18 protein-coding genes, 1 tRNA gene and 1 pseudogene are annotated in these 17,636 nt (G+C 53.7%); 14 read left to right on the forward strand and 6 right to left on the reverse strand.

The genetic code is table 11. The annotated features are described in order from the left end of the window. Nucleotides 1-253: 253 nt before the first annotated feature. Nucleotides 254-1,300, reverse strand: a complete 1,047-nt coding sequence (locus M2418_RS06240; protein WP_259145493.1) for a porin — start codon at nt 1,298-1,300, stop codon at nt 254-256. Between the two features lie 619 nt (nt 1,301-1,919). Between M2418_RS06240 and M2418_RS06245 the strand changes: the two genes are divergently transcribed. From M2418_RS06245 to M2418_RS06265, 6 genes and pseudogenes are all read left to right on the forward strand, one after another. Further along, nucleotides 1,920-2,010, forward strand: a tRNA-Ser gene (locus M2418_RS06245). A gap of 267 nt (nt 2,011-2,277) precedes the next feature. Continuing rightward, the gene (locus M2418_RS25745) at nt 2,278-2,574 is read left to right on the forward strand and encodes a porin (protein WP_405049393.1); all 297 of its coding nucleotides are present in this window, start codon (nt 2,278-2,280) and stop codon (nt 2,572-2,574) included. After that, nucleotides 2,484-2,888: pseudogene (locus M2418_RS06250) on the forward strand (porin); the annotation flags it as partial. The gene M2418_RS25745 and the pseudogene M2418_RS06250, both read left to right, overlap by 91 nt. Nucleotides 2,889-2,897: 9 nt before the next feature. Continuing rightward, nucleotides 2,898-3,677 (forward strand): tyrosine-type recombinase/integrase, encoded by a 780-nt coding sequence (locus M2418_RS06255; protein WP_259145903.1) that lies wholly within the window; start codon nt 2,898-2,900, stop codon nt 3,675-3,677. 172 nt (nt 3,678-3,849) lie between these two features. Next, the gene (locus tag M2418_RS06260) at nt 3,850-4,185 is read left to right on the forward strand and encodes a hypothetical protein (protein ID WP_192487368.1); all 336 of its coding nucleotides are present in this window, start codon (nt 3,850-3,852) and stop codon (nt 4,183-4,185) included. An 81-nt stretch (nt 4,186-4,266) separates the two neighbouring features. Then, nucleotides 4,267-4,461 carry a hypothetical protein gene (locus M2418_RS06265; RefSeq protein ID WP_310503181.1) on the forward strand — a complete coding sequence of 65 codons (195 nt, stop codon included), beginning with the start codon at nt 4,267-4,269 and terminating at the stop codon, nt 4,459-4,461. A gap of 58 nt (nt 4,462-4,519) precedes the next feature. On the opposite strand, the gene M2418_RS06270 is transcribed toward M2418_RS06265, so the two are convergent. Together M2418_RS06270 and M2418_RS06275 are read right to left on the reverse strand one after the other, a co-directional pair. Continuing rightward, nucleotides 4,520-5,323 (reverse strand): HpcH/HpaI aldolase/citrate lyase family protein, encoded by an 804-nt coding sequence (locus M2418_RS06270; RefSeq protein ID WP_259145494.1) that lies wholly within the window; start codon nt 5,321-5,323, stop codon nt 4,520-4,522. Nucleotides 5,324-5,333: 10 nt separating this feature from the next. Further along, nucleotides 5,334-6,551 carry an NAD(P)/FAD-dependent oxidoreductase gene (locus M2418_RS06275; RefSeq protein WP_250983002.1) on the reverse strand — a complete coding sequence of 406 codons (1,218 nt, stop codon included), beginning with the start codon at nt 6,549-6,551 and terminating at the stop codon, nt 5,334-5,336. 259 nt (nt 6,552-6,810) lie between these two features. Between M2418_RS06275 and M2418_RS06280 the strand changes: the two genes are divergently transcribed. Further along, nucleotides 6,811-7,164, forward strand: coding sequence for a hypothetical protein (locus tag M2418_RS06280; RefSeq protein WP_246787643.1), 354 nt, complete (start codon nt 6,811-6,813; stop codon nt 7,162-7,164). A 198-nt stretch (nt 7,165-7,362) separates the two neighbouring features. Beyond that, complete coding sequence (locus tag M2418_RS06285; RefSeq protein WP_259145495.1) at nt 7,363-8,475, forward strand: pyridoxal phosphate-dependent aminotransferase; 1,113 nt, start codon at nt 7,363-7,365, stop codon at nt 8,473-8,475. 241 nt (nt 8,476-8,716) lie between these two features. Here the strand turns inward: M2418_RS06285 and M2418_RS06290 are convergent, their stop codons facing one another. After that, nucleotides 8,717-8,983 carry a sel1 repeat family protein gene (locus M2418_RS06290; protein WP_192487364.1) on the reverse strand — a complete coding sequence of 89 codons (267 nt, stop codon included), beginning with the start codon at nt 8,981-8,983 and terminating at the stop codon, nt 8,717-8,719. 508 nt (nt 8,984-9,491) lie between these two features. On the opposite strand from M2418_RS06290, the gene M2418_RS06295 reads away from it, so the two are divergent. From M2418_RS06295 to amn, 4 genes are all read left to right on the forward strand, one after another. Continuing rightward, entirely contained in the window at nt 9,492-9,824 is a 333-nt protein-coding gene (locus M2418_RS06295; RefSeq protein WP_250983005.1) for a DUF2147 domain-containing protein, read from the forward strand. A 230-nt stretch (nt 9,825-10,054) separates the two neighbouring features. Continuing rightward, nucleotides 10,055-10,225 carry a hypothetical protein gene (locus tag M2418_RS06300; RefSeq protein WP_259145496.1) on the forward strand — a complete coding sequence of 57 codons (171 nt, stop codon included), beginning with the start codon at nt 10,055-10,057 and terminating at the stop codon, nt 10,223-10,225. A gap of 15 nt (nt 10,226-10,240) precedes the next feature. Next, entirely contained in the window at nt 10,241-10,417 is a 177-nt protein-coding gene (locus M2418_RS06305) for a hypothetical protein (protein WP_259145497.1), read from the forward strand. 121 nt (nt 10,418-10,538) lie between these two features. Next, nucleotides 10,539-12,044 (forward strand): AMP nucleosidase, encoded by a 1,506-nt coding sequence (gene amn, locus M2418_RS06310; RefSeq protein WP_192487360.1) that lies wholly within the window; start codon nt 10,539-10,541, stop codon nt 12,042-12,044. Nucleotides 12,045-12,108: 64 nt separating this feature from the next. Here the strand turns inward: amn and M2418_RS06315 are convergent, their stop codons facing one another. Then, nucleotides 12,109-13,479: an aspartate aminotransferase family protein gene (locus M2418_RS06315; RefSeq protein WP_259145498.1), complete on the reverse strand. Its 1,371-nt coding sequence runs from the start codon at nt 13,477-13,479 to the stop codon at nt 12,109-12,111. A 132-nt stretch (nt 13,480-13,611) separates the two neighbouring features. Between M2418_RS06315 and M2418_RS06320 the strand changes: the two genes are divergently transcribed. Then, on the forward strand, nt 13,612-14,970 hold the full coding sequence (locus M2418_RS06320) for a glutamine synthetase family protein (protein WP_259145499.1): 1,359 nt from the start codon (nt 13,612-13,614) through the stop codon (nt 14,968-14,970). A 3-nt stretch (nt 14,971-14,973) separates the two neighbouring features. Here M2418_RS06320 and M2418_RS06325 read toward each other — a convergent pair whose 3' ends face one another. Beyond that, nucleotides 14,974-15,891 (reverse strand): diacylglycerol kinase family protein, encoded by a 918-nt coding sequence (locus M2418_RS06325; protein ID WP_259145500.1) that lies wholly within the window; start codon nt 15,889-15,891, stop codon nt 14,974-14,976. 226 nt (nt 15,892-16,117) lie between these two features. On the opposite strand from M2418_RS06325, the gene M2418_RS06330 reads away from it, so the two are divergent. Then, nucleotides 16,118-17,350: an MFS transporter gene (locus M2418_RS06330; RefSeq protein ID WP_405049381.1), complete on the forward strand. Its 1,233-nt coding sequence runs from the start codon at nt 16,118-16,120 to the stop codon at nt 17,348-17,350. Nucleotides 17,351-17,636 lie beyond the last annotated feature (286 nt).

Genomic DNA, 17,636 nt, shown 5'->3' on the forward strand with positions numbered 1-17,636 from the left:
GATGCCTGCGTTCTAATTTGATGAGCTATAGAGCTCCTTCGCCTTAAAGTTCAACGAACATCCGAGAGATGTTTTGGTACGATGACACAGGTGTAGCTGTCTTTACATTAAGCCAACGACGCCAAGTGCGTTTTGCTGCCATAGGCATGTCGATGGACGAGCCGATGAACGTCTGTTTACGAACAAAATATCTTCCAAAATAATAAAAGCCCGGCATTGCTGCCGGGCTTTCACTAATCGACTTGTGGTCAGATTAGAACGAACGTGTCAGACGCAGGAAGCCAGACGTGTTGTCGTCAAGCGCGTCGGAGTCTGTGTAGTTAACAGTCGCGCCGAGCTTCAGGCCAGTTGCGAGCTGGTATTCAGCAAGAATGCCAACGCCCCAGATGTCGTCGTTGTTGTGGGTTTCCCAGTAGGAAAGGCCTGGAGTGATTGTGAGCTTCTCAGTTGCCTTAACAGCGTAGGAAGCAGAAACAGTCCACTCGAAGTCGTAGCCAGCGAGGTCACGGTAAGAACCAACGTAGGCGTTAGGGTCAGAAGACCAGCCTGCGCCGATGTTCAGTTCGCCTGGGCCGATTGGAGCAACGAGAGTTGCGTACAGTGCGCCTTCTTCAGCTTCGGTGTCGTAAACGCCACGCAGAGCGAGGTTAGCGGAACCGAAGTTAACCTGGCCGTAAGCCTGAACGCCGATCTCGTTACCACCGTAAAGGTCGTTCAGAGCGTCGTAATCGTAACCGCTGGAGAGGTCGTCAACGCCAACGCCGAATACGAACGAACCAGCGTCGTATGTGTAGCTGATGGTGTTGAAGTTGGTAGCGCCGTCAAATGCGTCGAGTTCGCCGTTAATGCCGATATCGTCCCAGAATGTGAGAGCCTTACCAACCTTCAGGCCACCGATGGTGATGTAAGCCTGTTCAACGATAGCGCCTTCAGCACCTCCGTCGCGTGGGTTGTAGTTACCCTGCAGACGAATGTATGTGCCGATTGTGCCGAGCTCGGAGTCAGTCTTCGTGTCGAAGGAAACGCGTGCACGAACTGCAGAGTTCCAATCGGAAGAACGACCGCCAGCAGCTTCGCCGCCGATGTCTTCACCGAAAGCGAGAGTTGCACGAACTTCGCCGCCGATCTTGAGGCAGGTTTCAGTGCCTGGGATGTAGAAGTAGCCAGCGCCGAAAGCGTCGCAAACGCGAACGTATTCCAGGGGCTCTGGTTCAGCAGCGACGATAGCGTCAGCGGCCTGTGCGCCAGAAACTGCTGCGAGAGCTGCAGCGGAGCCGATGAGAAGGCTCTTGATGTTCATATTGACCTCCAGTCAAGTTTCACAAGGGTCTGGGTTCTTAGCTGAAGGACAGCATTCCCTGCCCCATTCCCGTCGATTTAAGAAACGGACGATCCACCGCCGCGCTTCCTGATGTTGAAAATACAAAACGAACCCGCGCATGCAATCACCATCTTCACGGAAACGCACTTTCCTGTGTTGCTTCATCCCACGCTGTTGCGCAAAGGACACAAAACATGGTGCTGGCAGTGGAAAAGGTTTACGACTTCTTAATAAAAGCCTTTTGAATCCGTCACTTAACGAGACTATATTTCGAGTTATCGTATTCTTTCAGCACATTTTCAGGGGTTTTCAGGGCTAAAAGCCTGATGTTTTCGATGGCCGAGCGGTCACGGGCAGGTCATCACACGCAGCTGGTTCACAAGTCCTAACCGCTGTCTCACCACAAAATTTGGAGAATCATCCACGATTCTGTTGGTGGAGTGTTGAGTGATTCTTTTCAAAATCCGTCCCGTAAACTCGCCATTCTATATATAGCGCGTGCATGAGGCCGTTCCCTGCGAAGAAAGCGCAGTGTTTTTCGTTGATAATGATAAAAGGCCTTGCATTCAAAAAAGTTACGCAATAATCAGGCCGCACCGGAGAGGTGGCCGAGTGGTCGAAGGCGCTCCCCTGCTAAGGGAGTATACGTCAAAAGCGTATCGTGGGTTCGAATCCCATCCTCTCCGCCATCATTTTGATTTCCCATAATAATTGCCCTCATTAAATGCGATATTACTTTGCATTTATCTCCTGTTTTTCTTCGGGCACATCTTTCTCTCGCTGAAATCTCCAAAGCAAACAACTCTGCGAAAATCGGCATTTTGCTGCATTTTTTGGTGTTTTTTTTGAAGCCTTTCGTCAAACTTGACTGGAGGTCAATATGAAAGATCAAGAGCCTTCTCATCGGCTCCGCTTCAGCTCTCGCAGCAGTTTCTGGCGCGCAGGCCGCTGACGCTATCGTCGCTGCTAAGCCAGAGCCCCTGGAATACGTTCGCGTTTGCGACGCTTTCGGTGCTGGCTACTTCTACATCCCAGGCACTGAACTTGCCTGCGCATCGGTGGTGAAGTTCGTTTCACCGTTGGTTTCGGTTAAGACGTTGGTGCAAACAGCACGAGCGACTGGTAATCCGCTACTTTTGGTCGCGTATTCTTCGACACGAAGACCGACTCTGAGCTCGGCACCATCGGCACCTACATCCGTCCGCAGGGTAACCACAGCTTTGCAGGCATGCCTTCTTCCGCAGTTTCGCTAGAGCAGGCTTACATCACTGTAGGCGGCCTGAAGGCTAGTAAGGCTCTGACGTGGTGGGATGACACCGGCATCAACTGCGAACTCGACGATTTTGCTGATGCTTCCAACTTCAACACGATCAGCTACCTCTACGACGCTGATTCGTTCCGCATTGGTCTCGGTGTAGACGACCTGTCTGGCGCCTACAACGGCGTAGATGCTGACTCGGATCTGCCTCTGAACCCAGGCAACGAACTTGGTCTCGAAGCTTACGCGCAGGCTGACTTCGGCGCATCGAACCTCGTTCTGCGCGGCGTATACGACCTCGAAACCGAAGAAGGCGCTCTGTGGCAGCCCGGAAGTCATAAATACAACGTCAATAATTTCATTGGCGAATTGCATGAAATTTTAGAAAATCCGTTATTTACTGTATTCTCTCAGGATATGCTGGATGGTCTGATTGGCAAGCTGCGTAATCGCGGCAACAGCAATGCCACCATCAACAGAAAGATGGCTGCGCTGCGAAAGTTGCTGCGCAAGGCGCATAAAATGGGGGATATCCACAGCTTGCCGGAATTCCGGCGAGAGAAGGAAAAGGCCGGACGTATTCGCTTTCTTGATCATGGAGAAGAGCGGCGCCTTTTTGAGGCCATAGGTAAAGAATCAGACGTCTATCAACGACTTTGTATTTTTCTCGTCGATACCGGCGCACGTCTTGGAGAAGGTCTTGGGCTGCAATGGGGTGATATCGTCGAAAGACGTGCAACATTCTGGGTGACCAAATCCGGCCGTAGCCGATCAGTACCGTTGACCGCACGTGCCTATGATGCGGTTTTTGCATCTGAGAAGCGCGGAAAAGGTCCGTTTGCTGGCATTGATCAGCAACGGTTCCGGACAAGCTGGCACGCGGCTCGCCACACGGTCGGGCTTGGAAGTGATGACGATGTTGTTCCGCACATCTTGCGACATACATGCGCGTCGCGGCTTGTTCAGGGCGGCATTGATATCAGGCGTGTGCAAATGTGGCTCGGTCATCAGACACTACAGATGACAATGCGTTACGCACATCTGGCGTCACACGATCTCGATATGTGCCTGCCCGTGTTGGAACGGCACGTCAAATAAATCATGCCTCGTAGTTTCGAGGCTGTATGCGCCAGGTATATTCGACCTGCCCTGCCCTCGTTGGTGCGCGGCAGGTCGAATGCTTTCATTTCATACCAAAATACGACCCGACATTGGAACCAAATGATAGTTCAGGCCGTTCTTTACCCGTAACCATATGAGGTGATTGGTAATGGCACAAACCAAACTCAATGTCGTGGAAGACACGATTGAAACGCAGATTGCAGAACTGCGGTCGCAGATTGATTCACTGACTAAGTCAGTGTCGGCAAGAGCCGGAAGTTTTTCGGAAAGCGCTGCTGAAGTCGTTGACGATGCCAGCAGCCGGGTGCGCAAAGCAGCCCATAACGTACGTGAACAAGGCTACAATGTCGTCGAAGCCGTCAAGGAAAACCCTGGCACTGCGACGTCGCTTTTGACGACGGTTGGCGTGATCGGATTTGCGCTTGGCTATTTTATCGCCAACAGCAGCTCGAACCAGCCTCCATCGCGCTGGCGTCTGCCGTAAGACAGCAAGACACTATCTCAAAGGGGCGTTTACCGCCCCTTTTTGTCGTTGGCATTTTGAAAGCGGGGAGGAATAGTAACCATGCAAATGGACGGAACGAAAGTATTCGAGCCAGAACTAGAGGAAGCATTGATGTCCTTTGCGACATCGAGGCAGATGCAGCGAGATGACGCTATACGGCAGATCCTGCGCAACTGGCTGTTAAATGAGGGCTATTTGCATTCTGGCGATCAGGGCATTCCACCGGAAAAACTGAACGCCAGCAATGATGACTGAAGCGGAAACCACTATCGGGGGGCAGATGACGGAGTCATTTTATACTCCGTCTCGTCCTTTAATATCCCTTAGCCGGGCTTTTTCTCGCTGAAGAGCCCGCCTTATAGCGAGCAGACAGGTTTCTAAGCGCAGTAGCAAACTCGAACACATCCGCGCCAACAGCAACGAAAGTCGCGCCTAGTTCAAGGTAACGACGGTTGAAGGTCTCGTTGAAGGTCAAGATGCCGGCGGCCTTACCTGCTGAAACAATCCTGGTGATGGCATTTTCAATCACCTCCTGCACTTCCGGTGCGTCCATCCGACCAAGATATCCAAGATCAGCCGCAAGGTCAGCCGGGCCGATGAACACACCGTCGACACCTTCAACAGCGAGGATATTATCGAGATCGGCAATCGCTGCACGGGTTTCAACCTGCACCAGCAGACACAGACCTTCAGCGGCCGTTTCAGCATAGTCATCAATCGTGTTGAAAGCTGACGCACGCGCAACTGCTGCCCCTACTCCACGAATGCCGTGGGGCGGGTAATGAATTGCACGCACCAGTTCTCTCGCCTGCTCTGCAGAATCCACCATCGGAACCAGAAGGGTGCGCGCGCCAGCATCAAGCATCTGCTTGATGATCCAGGTGTCACCGACGGGAACACGTACGACGGGCTCTGCTGGAGAACTGGAGAGCGCCCTTAACTGTTCGATAATGCTGCGCAGGTCATTCGGACCGTGCTCACCATCAATGACAAGCCAGTCAAATCCTGAGGTTCCGGCAATCTCGGCAGCGATTGCCTCACCCATGTCCAGCCACAGACCGATCTGTGGTTTTCCGGATTTAATGGCTGTTTTGAAACGATTTTCAGAGACGGGCATGCACTTTCCTTTAAACAAGAAGCTGCTTGAGATCAGCTGAGGTATCGGCAAGAATCATACGGTCCGGATTGATGCCGCTTTCGAGCATCTTTTTACCGGTGACATAGGCTTTGGCATCATTGATCGCATCGACGGCGACGAACAGACCCTGGCGGAAATACCAAATGGAAAGACTTCCCTCGCGTGTGCCGGCACGCACCAGAGTTTCGTCATAACCAGCATTAAATCCGGCGATCTGAAGCTTTACATCATACTGATCGGACCAGAACCACGGTTTAGGATCATAGGGACGATCCTCACCGGTCAAGACGATAGCAGCGGCTTCCGCCTGCTCGACTGCGTTCTGTACGGATTCAAGCCGGATCTGCGTGCCCTGCCAAGGCAAGACTGCGCAATCGCCCAATGCATGAATTGAACTGTCCGATGTGCGGGTAAAGGCATCCACAACCACGCCATTGGCGACATCCAGCCCGGCTTCGCGCGCCAGGCGGTCATTGGGCGTCACGCCGATACCGGCAATCACAAAATCCACATCAATGACAGAACCGTCTGACAGTTCCGCGGTTTTCACGTGACCGTTGTCGCCATTCAGACGAACCAAACCGGTTTTTTCCCTGATGGAAACACCATGCGAGACGTGGATTCCCCTGATGGCATCGGCAGTTTCACGCGCCGCAACGCGTTGAAGGATACGATCCGCCATTTCAATCAATGTGACGTCAAGGCCGAGATGACGGGCAACAGCCGCAGCCTCAAGTCCGATGTAACCGCCTCCAACAATCAGCAGGCGGCGGCCGGGACGCATCTCTTTCATCAGGCGATCCGCGTCGCGCTTGTCGCGAACCGTAAAAATGCCTTGCAAATCACCACCGATGCCAGGTGGCAGACTGCGCGGTTCGGCCCCGGTTGCCAAAACCAGTGTTTCATAAACTACGGTGCTGCCATCCTGCAGACGAACGGTCTTTGCAGTGCGGTCGATTTCCTCAACCCACGCCGACGTTCTGATTTCAACATTATGGTCGGCGTACCAATGCTCAGGGCGAAATAGCAGCCGATCGAAGGTCATGTCACCGAGAAGATATTTCTTGGATAAGGGTGGACGTTGGTAAGGCAGGACATCTTCTGAGCCGAGGATTGTGATGGGCCGATCATCCTTTAACCCTCTCAGTTTAGAAGCAAGTGCGAAGGCCGCCTGCCCTGCCCCCACAATGACCAATCTGCCACTCACAACACCAACTCCCCCACATCACGATTCGCCTCAACACAATCGCATGCTTGTTTACATGATAAAGGCGTAACGCTGCGTACGCCTTGCGTCAACTCCTGTGGAGCCAACCACACAGAACAACTGCGCAGAAGCAATTCTGAGCGTCGTTGTGTGGCAAAATCATGCACATTGTTTTGTATTTTAGAAATTCAATTAAGCTTGGAGCAATGCTTGAGGCGTACCTTCATATATAAATAATGGGCAATCATGGGAGGTTGTCATGCCATTGAACGTAACAATTGATCCACGGCAGTCGGTTCCTCAGGATGAGATGTACGAGAAGTTCACGATCGACCGCCCCGGCAAGATCGTGGTACTCGGCCGCCATCTGAGCACCAAGGACAGCGTACGTTGCCTGGTCAGGACGATTTCACTCTACGGCGCCGAACTCGAAGTCAGCCCCGAGGTGGAAATTCCCAATAACTTCTTCCTCGAATTGCTCGGAATTCGTGATGAAATTGGCTGCACTTTGATCCGCCGCGAAGAAGAAAAAGCGGTGATCGGCTTCAATATGCTGATCGATCCTGAATTCCTGCACCACGTGCAGAGACTGAGTTTCGACGCCAGCCTGTAAGTGCAGACACATTGAAAAGATCAAGGCGGAGGTCATTCCTGATGACCTTCGCTTTTTGTATTTTGGGCAAATTTGTGCGGTGTCGTATGACGCAAAAGTCATTGGCGTCCGTACAGTTTCAGCAAAAACTTGGCTTGCACGGGATGGTTTTCAACCTATTGTGTCGTCGATTTCAAATCGATACCGGAATAGTCTGTAATGTCCGCATTTTCCCGCTTTACGCCCCTCGCCGCCAGCCTGCCATCAACCGTTCCCTTCGTTGGACCTGAAGCCATAGAGCGTAATCGCCATTTGGCCGTCAAAGCCCGTATCGGAGCCAATGAAAGCAGCTTCGGCCCGGCGCCGTCTGTTCTTGACGCCATGCGCAATGCGGCAACCGAAACGTGGATGTATGCCGACCCGGAAAATTTCGAACTGAAGGAAGCACTGGCCATCCACCATGGCGTATCGCGAGACAATATTGCGGTCGGCAGCGGCGTGGATGGTATGTTGGGTGAAATTGCCCGGCTTATCGTTGAGCCCGGCACCCCTGTCGTCACGTCATTTGGCGGGTACCCAACCTTCAATTACCACATCAATGGTTTTGGCGGACGCCTGGTCACAACACCTTATGTGAATGACCGCGAAGATCTGAATGGTCTGCTTGATACCGTGAGGCGTGAAAACGCACCGCTGGTCTACTTCGCCAACCCAGACAACCCGATGGGCAGCTGGTGGAACGCAAACGAAGTCGAAAATTTCGCGAAGTCCTTGCCGGACAATTGTCTTCTCATTCTGGATGAAGCCTATTGTGAAACCGCACCCAAGGGTGCAACGCCTGACGTTAAAGCACTTATCGGCCTGCCGAATATCTTGAGAATGCGCACGTTCTCAAAGGCATATGGCCTGGCAGGTGCCCGGGTCGGTTATGCGATCGGCACACTTGGAAACGTGCAGGCATTTGACAAGATTCGCAACCACTTCGGCATGGCACGGGTTTCCGTCGCCGCAGCACTGGTCGCGCTGAATGACCAGGCCTATCTGCATGAGGTCGTGCAGAAAATTGATGGGGCTCGCACGCGTATCTCGGCAATTGCCAAGGCCAATGCCCTGTCGCCGCTGGCCTCCGCCACCAATTTTGTCACCATCGATTGTGGTCGCGACGGCGTTTATGCCAAGGCTATCGTTGATGGCCTGATGGAACACGGCGTGTTCATCCGCATGCCGGGAGTTGCACCGCTTAACCGCTGCATTCGCGTCAGCGCTGGCATTCAATCGTCGCTTGATCTCTTCGAAGAAGCACTGCCGAAAGTGCTGAAAAAGCTGGCCTGATACGGCCAGCTCCATACGCAACATCGAACAAGAAAAAACCGCGCTGGCCTTGTTCCTGCCAGTCGCGGTTTGATGTGTCAGCGCAAGCTTCGGTTTTCTGCAACATTTTCGCAAATGGATTTGCCCTTCAGCATTTGCGTGTTGTCAGTCCGTCCCAAATTCCCCGCCGCGTTCCTCTTGCGAGTTATCTTCGTTCTACCCTCCCTTGGGTATCTCGTTTTGGCCTTTCTGGTCTGATCAATTAATGAATGGTCATCCATTCACGTGCAGCACGCAGTGCCGCAGCCAGGTCGGCCTTGCTCATATTGCGGGCCAGGTCGGCACGCAGGCTTGCTGCGCGCTCGGATCCTTTGATTGCTGCAATGTTCAGCCACTTGTGGGCTGCAACCACATCAACGTCACATCCGCGCCCTGTGGCATAGATAAGACCCAGATTGCAAAACACATCGGCGCGGGCTTCACCGCCCATTGCTGCTGTTTCGATATCGCGAATTTCAAAGCGTGCCATTGTTTTTCTATCCCTGTTAAAGCCTGTTTTGGTTCAGTCGTTGTGCTGCCCCTTATCCGGGCTTCCGAAAGGATCGCGCCGTCTTCTGCGGCTTTGCGTATCCTTCCGGTTTGGCGGGTTATTCCCTGCTCGTTTGATGGGCTTACTATGCCAAAGCCGCTTCAACGGACGCTTAAAATGCATGATTAATTTGAGACAAACAAAGTCCAAACAGTTGGTAAATTTGAGTTTTTGTTAAATATGGCTATGCCTGAGAATTAAGGGATTTCGCGAAAATTTTACGAAAATTTTACCGGCCGATTTCAACCCTTTGCTAACTTTAAAAACAGCATCCATTTTTCCGTTTGCATAAATCACCGCGTTTATCTGGGTGGAAAACCACTGTCAGCGGCAGCAAACCTTCTTTCCTTTTACGTGAACGTAAACTATAAATTGCCCACTCGTGTGGAGGAACACGATGTTGATGGCACGTGCGCGCGCTTGGCCGTCAAACACCGGAGGAGGATTTATGAAACGGATTGCACTTCTTGCTGCACTGCTGATTTCGGGTCAGGCATTAGCGGCTGAAAATATCGAAGGAAACTGGAAAACCCAAAGCGGTGAAACGGCAACGATCGCTTCTTGCGGCTCTGCTTTCTGCGTAACGCTGAAAACTGGAAAACATGCGGGCAAGCAGATTGGCCGTATGAGCGGCAGCGGCAATGAGTATTCCGGCGAAATCACCGATCCTGCAAATGACAAGACCTATAGTGGTTCAGGCAGTGTTTCCGGCAATTCCCTGAAAATGAAAGGATGCGTTCTAAAGGTTCTGTGCAAGTCGCAGACCTGGACAAGGCTTTAGAACGTTTTCTGTTCAATAACGGGAAAGAGCCAGGATGGCACCGCCTGCCATTCTGGCTCACGTTGCTTAAAGTCCCCGAAAATTGCCCGCGCAATCCTTATGGTTAAGCGCACATCTGCACTTATCAGCCCTGTTAATGCTTCTGAACGCGAGATGAATTTGGCTCTCAGCAATGGTTCAGACCGAATGTGGCAAAACCATAGCATCACATTCGCAAAGGGGAGCGGACAATGGCAATTCTGATACGGCGTTTAACGATCATTACCTTGCTGATGGCCATTTTTGCGATGTCGTTTGCGGCACTTGCCATCAATCCGCACCGTAATTTCCAGCGTATGCAAATTGGCACCATTACGCCCTGCACCCAATCCATCCAGACCAACTGCACGACCATTCTGTAAGAAGGACGAAATACCATGACCAAGACCTTCTCCGGCGCGGTTTACAGCAGTGTTCGTCTGGCTCTCATCGCCACCATGTTGCTCGGCCCCATTGCCGGGCTTGCCGCCATGAAAGAAAATGAACGTAGCGCGATGAACAAAGGCGCTGGCTTTGTTCTTTTGATGAGCCTGCAGCGCGGCGCACTCGGCTAAAACATCAGGGTTTGCAGGCCGTGGAGATCGCCGGACTCACAGATAAAAAATAACAGTCTCGTTGTACTTCATTGCTGCGTGCTGTCGCTTGCGTGTCTCAATAGCGTATCTATAATGCCTCATGAGCACACGAATCCCTTCTATATCAGCCCTTACTTTCATAAGCCCTGAGCCCTATGCGCCGCAGGTCTTTACAGATCACAAAGAGGCGGTCGAGGCCCTGACCGCGCTTTACGAACGCAACACCAAATTTTTGATTGATGCGTTTACCGCACTTGCGGCGGGTGCGCCGATAACCGGCCGTTACCGCGCCTGCTATCCGCAGGTCAGCATGGAAACGACCAGCTTTGGCCATGCGGATTCCCGCCTGTCCTACGGCCATGTCACTTCGCCCGGCATTTACACCACAACAATCACCCGTCCGCATCTGTTCAGGCATTATCTGAAAGAGCAGCTTGAGCTGTTGATGCGCAACCACAATGTTCCGATTACAGTATCGGAATCGGCCACGCCCATTCCGCTGCATTTCGCATTTGGCGAAGGCGCCCATGTCGAGGCCTCCGCCACATCGTCTCTTTCCGATGTGCCGCTGCGCGATCTGTTCGATACGCCGGATCTCAACAATACAGACGACCTGATCGCCAATGGTGAATATGATCAGGTATCCGGCGAGCCTGCGCCGCTGGCGCCGTTCACCGCACAGCGTGTCGATTATTCGCTGGCGCGTCTGAGTCATTATACGGCCACGAGCGCAAACCATTTCCAGAACTTCGTTCTGTTCACCAACTACCAATTCTACATTGATGAGTTTGCCAACTGGGCGCGCGACCTGATGGCCAAGGGCGGTGAAGGTTATACGGAGTTCGTCGAACCCGGCAACATCATCACCCATGCCGGTTCAGACCGCCCGGAAACCGACATGACCCTGTCGCGGTTGCCACAGATGCCTGCCTACCATCTGAAAAAGAAGGGGCATGCTGGTATCACGCTGGTCAATATTGGGGTTGGACCATCCAACGCCAAGACGATTACCGACCATATTGCCGTCCTTCGTCCGCATGCATGGCTGATGGTTGGTCACTGCGCTGGCCTGCGCAACAGCCAGCGCCTCGGCGACTATGTGCTGGCCCATGCCTATGTGCGCGAAGACCATGTTCTGGATGATGATATCCCAGTGTGGGTGCCAATTCCGGCATTGGCGGAAGTGCAGGTTGCACTCGAGGCAGCTGTGGCCGAAGTTACCGGTTACGAAGGTTTTGAGCTGAAGCGCATCATGCGGACCGGCACCGTTGCCACGATTGACAACCGTAACTGGGAACTGCGCGATCAGGCTGGTCCAGTCAAACGGCTTTCGCAATCGCGCGCCATCGCACTGGATATGGAATCGGCAACCATTGCCGCCAATGGTTTCCGTTTCCGTGTGCCCTACGGCACCTTGCTGTGCGTTTCAGACAAACCGCTGCATGGCGAGTTGAAACTGCCGGGCATGGCAACCGCATTTTATAAAACGCAGGTTGCCCAACATCTTCAGATCGGCATTCGTGCGGTGCAGAAGCTGGCGGCCATGCCGCCGGAAAAACTGCACTCCCGCAAGCTGCGCAGTTTCTATGAAACGGCCTTCCAATAATTCCAGAAAGACAAAACCCCGCTTCAATGAAGCGGGGTTTTCCTTAAGCGCCAGAAGGAATGTCTTATTCCTTGACGGTATCGCGAAGGTGGTCCAGCCCCTTGCGCAGTGTTTCGATAATGCGGTCCACTTCCGAATGGCTGATTGTCAATGCTGGTGAGGCCAGCATGCGGTCGCCGGTGGCACGCATGACCAACCCGTTTTCAAGGCAGTGATTGCGCACGACAATGCCGACATCGTCCGGTTTGGCAAAACGCTGGCGCGTGGTTTTATCGACAGCAAGCTGTAAACCGCCCATCAAACCGACATTGACCGCCTCACCGACGATTTCATGATCGGCCAGGCTCTGCCATGCCTTAGTAAAATAAGGCCCAATGTCGTCTCTGACGCGCTCAACCAGACCCTCATCTTCCAGAATGCGGATATTTTCCAACGCAGCCGCCGCGCATGTCGGATGACCGGAATAGGTAAAGCCGTGATTGAAGTCACCGACTTCTTTGATCATCACTTCCGCCACACGGTCCGACACCAACACACCGCCAATCGGCAGGTAGCCAGAAGACAGTCCCTTGGCGACCGGCGCGAGGTCCGGTTGGTAACCGAAATGCTGGAAACCGAACCATGAACCGAGCCGGCCGAAACCGCAGATGACCTCGTCGGATACCAGCAGAATGTTGCGCGCCTTGCAGATGCGGGCAATTTCCGGCCAATAGGTATCAGGCGGCACAATAACACCGCCCGCGCCCTGAATGGGTTCAGCAACGAAAGCTGCGACATTGTCTTCGCCCAGCTCATCGATCTTCGCTTCAAGTTCGCTGGCCATTTTCAAGCCAAACTCGGCGGGAGATAGATCACCGCCTTCAGCATACCAGTAGGGTTGGCCGATATGGGCGATGCCCTCAATCGGAAGGTTGCCCTGCTCGTGCATCCACTTCATGCCGCCAAGCGAGGCACCGGCCACGGTGGAACCGTGATAACCATTGCGGCGCGCGATGATCTTGGTCTTTTGTGGATGGCCCAGTGCCTTCCAGTAAACACGTGCCATGCGGAACCAGGTATCGGTGGCTTCCGAGCCGGAATTGGTGAAGAACACATGGTTCATATGACCGCCGGTGTGGGAGGCGATCTTCTGCGCCAGCAAGGTGGTTGGCGGGGTCGTGGTACCGAAAAAGCTGTTGTAATAGGGTAGCTCGTTCATCTGGCGAGAAACCGCCTCCGCCATTTCCTTGCGGCCGTAACCGATGTTCACGCACCACAGGCCAGCAAAGGCATCGAGATATTTCTTGCCGTTGCTGTCAAAGATGTAGACGCCCTCGGCACGCTCGATAATCCGAGTTCCGGCCTCGTTGAGCTTACCCATGTCTGAAAAAGGATGAAGATGGTGAGCAGCATCGATAGCTGCGAGGTTGGAAAGGGTTTTACTCATTTCATTCATGCCAGTTACCACCGATTTTCCCAGTCATGTTGCTGGAGCGAGCATGGCGTTATGAAATGCGTTTGGCAAGGCGGTGTGTTTAAGCTTATCGTTGCACGTTCTACGATCAGACGAGAAAGCCGAAATACCAAAATGACCCGCAGAGAAACCGTACTCCCTAGCCATTTTGTTGAAATGCAGCCACGCATAGAGCTGCTGCTTGTTGGCATGAATGGTGATCTCAGAGGCAAACGCATTCCGCTCAAAGCCGAGAAAAAAATATGGGAAGGCTCCGTCCGACTTCCCGCCTCCACGCAGTCGCTGGATATCTGGGGTGATGACAATGACGAATTTACTGGCCTGTCGCTAACGCTGGGTGATCCTGATGGCGTGTGTGTGCCAGACAAGCGCAGCTTGGCGCCGATGCCTTGGGCACCAGAGGGTTCAGCGCAGGTGTTGGCCACCATGCACGACATGGATGGTGGACCAAGCTTCATGGACCCGCGCGCCATCCTGTCACGCATGCTGGAACGTTACGCGCAGCTTGACCTCACACCGGTTGTCGCGACCGAGCTTGAATTTTATCTTGTTGAGGATGACTGGCGTGCAACCGGCAAACCGCGCCCGCCTGCCCGGCTTGCCTACAAGGGCGAAGCGACCGGTGCGCAGCTCTACGATATGGGCGCCACAGACATTATGGACGATTATCTGCAAACGCTGAATGCCTGGGCCAAGATACAAGGACTGCCCGCTGATGCAACAACAGCAGAATTCGGCCCTGGCCAGTTTGAAGTAAACCTGCTGCACAGGCCGGATGCATTGGCGGCCGCCGACGACTGCATTTATCTGAAGCGGATTGCCGAACAGGCTGCCAAACATCATGGCCTGAAGTCGACATGTATGGCCAAGCCCTATTCGGATCAGGCCGGATCAGGGCTGCATGTCCACATCAGCATTCTTGATGGAGAAGGAAACAACATACTCGACGCGAAAGGCGGTGAGCCAACACGGCTGAAATCCGTCTGTGCCGGTATGTTGGAAACCATGCGGGATGCGCAACTGATCTTTGCACCTTTTGCCAATTCCTACCGGCGTTTCCAGCCCGGCTCATTCGCACCGGTCGATATTGACTGGGGCTTTGCCCATCGTGGTACCTCTGTTCGTATCCCCGATACGCACGGTCCGGCAGCGCGCATTGAACACCGGGTTGCCGGTGCAGACGCCAATCCGCATCTGCTACTGACGGCCATTCTAGGGGGAATGTTACGCGGCATCGAAAATGATCTTGATCCCGGTCCGGCAACCGAACCCGGCGGCGTAGCACAATCCCAGAGCAAGCTGACCCACGATTTTCTGACAGCCGTCGAGGATTTTGCGGCATCGGCTTTTATCGCCGATACGTTTGGCGCGGCCTATCAAAAGCTGTTTGCCGATACCAAACGCAAGGAAGCCATCACCTATCTTCAGACGGTATCGGACTTCGATTACCGGACTTACCTGCCGAGACTATGATCGTCAGGCAGCAGCCTGCTGGATAACCGGGGACGTGAACACCTTCAATTCCCCGGGATGCAGCTTGATCAGCACATCCCGTTCCATCGGCAGCAACTCGCCATCGATAACGCAGCGCACATCGCGGCGGCGTTTGGGAAAATGCAGCTCCAGTTCCGGCGTGGTCATTGAGGTGACCGCAGCATTTTCCTTCAGCTTGCCTCGCAAGATATCAAAGGCCAGCCGTACGACGCCCGGTGGCGTCATGACGTCGGCCAGATAAAAACCCAGATGACCACCGGCAACATCATCCGGTACCAGAAAGGGATGTTCGCCAAACTCATTGTTGGAGACAGAAATGGCGCAGACCTCCCGGTGGCGCGTCACGCCATCGACCATATATTCGACATCGAAGACCGGTGGATTGAGCACGACACCCAGTGCCGCACGGGCACTCGCCTGTATTTTGCCGAGCCTTGAGGCAAAGGCCATGTTGTTGCGATAACGCACCATGCGGGCATGCAGACCAGCGGAAAACTGGTGTACAAAAGGGCGTCCGTTGACGCTGGCAATGTCCACGTCACGCACATTACCTTCCGCCAGCACGTCAACGACCGCTCTTATATCAAGCGGGAGCTTTAGCGAACGGGCAAACAGGTTCATGGTACCGGCGGGAACGACACCGAGTGCAAGGCCATTTTTCCATGCAATACCGGCAGCAGCCGAGATGGTGCCATCGCCGCCACCGGCAATCAGGCCATCGAGCCCTGGTGTTGCCGCTGCCTTTTCCATTTCCTCGACAATATTGGGGCCTTCGACAAGGCGGCATTCAATATCATGCCCTGCCCCACGGAACGTTGTCTGTACCAGAGAGCAATATTCAGTCATGTCAGTTGTTTTGAACGTACCGCCGTCGCGGTTGAATATAGCAATCAACTTCATCTCTGTTCCCCACAGACGGGCCGCCCGTTGCCGCGGCGAGAAAACACCCAATTTGAAATTCTGTTCCAGATAAAAATCGTCTGATGCCATTTTTGATGCGAAACCTCTACCGCACCGCACAATCAAATGATAAACGTCAGATCAGGTCATTTTGGTGACCAGTTTCCAGTCCCTGCGCATCGTTGCAGCTCCCGCACCGAATACAGTTCACATATCAGGTTTCCTCATGACCGAGTCCGTCATGCACGATACACGTGCGCAATCATCCGGTTCCGCGAGTGACGCGGCCAAGTTATCGCCCCTTGCAATCGCGCTTATCGAAATTGCGTTGGCTGCCGGCGGCTTTGGTATCGGTACCGGTGAATTCGCAATTATGGGTCTGCTGCCGGAAGTGGCCAGCACCTATGGGGTCAGCATTCCGCAGGCCGGATATGTGATTACCGCTTATGCACTGGGTGTTGTGGTCGGTGCTCCGATCATTGCGGTTCTGTCGGCACGCCTCAGCCGTCGTACGTTGCTGCTGTGTCTGATGGGACTATTTACCATCGGCAACATCCTGAGTGCCGTAGCTCCGGACTTTGCCTCCTTCACCGTACTGCGATTCATAACCGGTTTGCCACATGGCGCCTATTTCGGTGTTGCCGCTCTGGTCGCCGCCTCCATGGCACCCGTTCACAAACGAACCCGAGCTGTCGGGCGTGTAATGCTGGGATTGACCATTGCAACACTGCTTGGCACACCTCTGGCGACATTTATCGGCCAGTTGATGAGCTGGCGCGCAGCCTTCATGCTGGTGGGTGGTATAGGGCTTTTGACGGTTGGCCTGGTGTGGTTGTTCCAGCCCCGCGACACGGTTGCCGAAGGCGCCAGCATTGCGCGTGAGCTTGGTGCATTCAAACGCGTTCAGGTCTGGCTGACTCTGCTGATCGTTTCGGTCGGGTTCGGCGGCATGTTCTCGATTTTCAGCTACATCTCCAAAACAACGACGGATGTTGCGATGATGCCTCTTGCTTCGGTTTCCATCGTTCTGGTGCTGTTCGGCATCGGCATGAATGTCGGTAACATCATCGGTTCACGCCTTGCCGATATTTCGCTGACCGGCACGATTGGTGGCATGCTGGTGTTCAACATTCTGGTCATGACACTGTTCTCGCTGACAGCTGATAACTGGTTCATGCTTTGCCTTTGCGTGTTCCTTGTTGGCTGTAGCTTTGCAGCTGGCCCGGCTGCTCAGACCCGCCTGATGGACGTTGCAGCGGATGCACAGACGCTGGCCGCCGCCTCCAACCACTCCGCCTTCAACATCGCCAATGCGCTTGGCGCGTGGCTCGGCGGTCTGGTGATTGCGTGGGGCTACGGCTACGCTGCAACCGGTTATGTCGGCGCTGCACTCTCAGCCGCTGGCCTTGTGGTTTTTGCGATTTCCGTCTCCATCGACAAACGCGCAAAAGCGGCCTGAACTGACCCCTTAGCGCATTGCTTTGGCACCGTTTTTCGAAACGCCTGCCAAAGCAAAGCAGCCTTTCAAAAACGTAATTATTCTCTTCTTGACTATTGGCCTTTTCAGGCGCAACACATGCCTTACGCGCATGGTTTTTCATCGCGCGGATTTCAACCGGAGCATCATTAGATGTCTAGCGACAGTAGTAGTCGATTGCCTTTGCCGAGAACGGCGTTCGTGCACTGATCTGACTCCTGTCGGCTCACCACGATCTGCCGCAATCGGCGGATCGATAGAAAGGTGA

Source organism: Rhizobium sp. BIGb0125, assembly GCF_024810055.1.
In the GTDB taxonomy this organism is placed as follows: domain Bacteria; phylum Pseudomonadota; class Alphaproteobacteria; order Rhizobiales; family Rhizobiaceae; genus Agrobacterium.